Origin of the sequence: uncultured Aquincola sp., assembly GCF_964001545.1 — a bacterium.
In the GTDB taxonomy this organism is placed as follows: Bacteria; Pseudomonadota; Gammaproteobacteria; order Burkholderiales; family Burkholderiaceae_C; genus Aquincola.
Genome location: NZ_CAXFDV010000494.1, coordinates 1 through 1,988, shown reverse-complemented (window position 1 = coordinate 1,988; position 1,988 = coordinate 1). Strand labels below are relative to the sequence as shown.

Genomic DNA, 1,988 nt, shown 5'->3' with positions numbered 1-1,988 from the left:
TGCCGGCGGGCGCTGGTGCGCACCTGCGGCGTCACGCTCCAGGCGATGTGGGCGCCGGTGGCTTGCAGGTCCTGCACCAGGGCAACGTCTTCCGAGCAGGCCAGCGGGCGGAAGCCGCCGGCCCGGCGATAGGCCTGGGCGCACACGCCCAGGTTGGCGCCGTGGATGTGGCGGTGGCCGTCGATGGCGCGGTAATGCGCCTCGTAGCGGCTGCGCACCTGGGCGGTGTGCAGCGACCAGTCGTCCACCGTCACGCAGCCGCACACCGCATCGGCGCCGGCCTGCTGGTGGCGCAGCTGGGCCACCAGCCAGTCGTCGGCCACTTCGCTGTCGGCATCGGTGAAGGCCAGCCAGCGTGCACCGGCGGCCAGCAGCGCCTGCGCGCCGGCCTGCCGCGCCAGGCCGACGTTGCGGGCCTGCACGGCCAGCCCATGCACGCCGGCACGGCGGGCGATGGCGGCGCTGCCGTCGGTGCAGCTGTCCAGCACCACCAGCAGCATCACCGGCTCGGCCTGCAGCTCAGCGTGGCGCGCCGCCCGCTGCAGCGCCGCGAGGCAGCGGGCCAGCGCCGCTTCTTCGTTGTGGGCCGGTACCGCGACGCCGATCACGCCAGCCCCTCGCGCGCCGCGACTGAACGGCCATCGGTGGCCCAGACCGACAGCACGAAGTCCGCTTCTTCATGCCGCAGCAGGCGCGGCAGCTGCAGGTGCTGGTGCAGCACCTCGTCCACCGCGTCGCCATCGAGGTCGCAGCCTTCGATCGGGTGGCGCCAGTGGCAGGCCAGCACCACGCCGCCCTCGGGCCATCCCGCCCCGCTGGCGCCGCCGCGGGCGCTGTTCAACGCCAGGCTTTGCCGCGCCTGGCGCGCCACCTGAGCCAGCCCATCGGCGCCCAGGTAGTAGCCCAGCTCGCTCAGCACCACCAGGTCGAAGCGGGTGGCCGTGGGCCAGCCTTCGGGCAGACTGAGCTGCAGCACCCGCGCATGCGCGATCGGCGCCAGCAGGCGGCTGGCGGCCTGCACGGCGGTGGGGTCGAGGTCGGCGGCCAGGTAACGCTCGCAGCGCGGGGCCAGCACGGCCGCCAGGTCGCCCCCGGCGCAGCCGGGCTCGAAGCCGCTGGCATAGCGCCGGTCGGGCAGGCAGGCCGCGGCCAGTGCGCGCTTGCGCTGCTCGTACCAGCGGGTGCGGTAGCCCCAGGGGTCGTCGCCCTGGGCGTACAGATGGCGGAAGTAGCTGGCGTCGATGTCGGGCATGGGGTTCAGGCGCGGGGGTCGGCGGGCAAGGGGTTGTCGGGCGCCAGCACGAACTCCACCGGCCGCAGCCAGCGGGCCAGCGCCCAGCCAGGCAGGATGGGCTCGGCACCGGCCGGCGCCTGCAGTTGCGAGGCATGCAGCGCCACCGCCTCCTGCTTGGCACGCAGGGCCTCGGCCGGCAGCGGCAGCTGGCGCAGCCGCTGCCAGGGCACGCGCGCATCGCCGGGCCGGGCCCAGTGCCAGGTCCACACCGGCACCTCCAGCAGCTGCGCGCCGGTGGCCGCGCAGGCGGCGGCGCAGGCGCGGCCGGTGGCGTCGTGGTCGGGGTGGCCGTCATGCCGCCAGGGCGTGATGGCCAGATCACCGGGCCGCAGCAGGCGCGCGAGCGCATCGGTCAGGCGCGCCTGCTGGGCCGTCACGCCGCCATCGGGCAGGCCGAGCGGATGGATGGCTGCGGCGGCCACGCCCAGGCGGGCCAGGCCCAGCCGACGCTCCGTGCGCCGCCGTTCGGCCAGCTGAAGCGGCAAGGTGGTGTCGCCGGCCGGCAGGCCGGCTTCGCCATCGGTCACGCCCACCACCAGCAGCGTGCGGCCGGCCGCGGCCCATTGCCACAACAGGCCGCCGACGGCCAGCAACTCGTCATCGGGGTGCGGCGCCACCACCACCGCCCGCCGGTGCGCGGGCAGCAGTTGCATCGCATCGATCACCGGCGCGGCCTGCAGCAGCGGGCAGGCGG

3 protein-coding genes are annotated in these 1,988 nt (G+C 75.8%); all 3 read right to left on the bottom strand.

Annotated features, from left to right (window positions below; translation table 11 throughout):
- The coding region (locus ABNT58_RS16820; protein WP_348754598.1) for a glycosyltransferase at positions 1-608 on the bottom strand (608 nt) is incomplete at its 3' end.
- The gene (locus ABNT58_RS16815; protein WP_348754597.1) at positions 605-1,252 is read right to left on the bottom strand and encodes an SAM-dependent methyltransferase; all 648 of its coding nucleotides are present in this window, start codon (positions 1,250-1,252) and stop codon (positions 605-607) included. The genes ABNT58_RS16820 and ABNT58_RS16815, both read right to left, overlap by 4 nt.
- Before the next feature lie 5 nt (positions 1,253-1,257).
- A partial coding sequence (locus ABNT58_RS16810) for a PIG-L family deacetylase (RefSeq protein WP_348754596.1) occupies positions 1,258-1,988 on the bottom strand: 731 nt, incomplete at its 5' end.

What these genes read in the sequence shown, in the direction of transcription:
- ABNT58_RS16815 (WP_348754597.1), bottom strand. Translation starts at nt 1,252, where the DNA reads ATGCCCGACATCGACGCCAGCTACTTCCGCCATCTGTACGCCCAGGGC.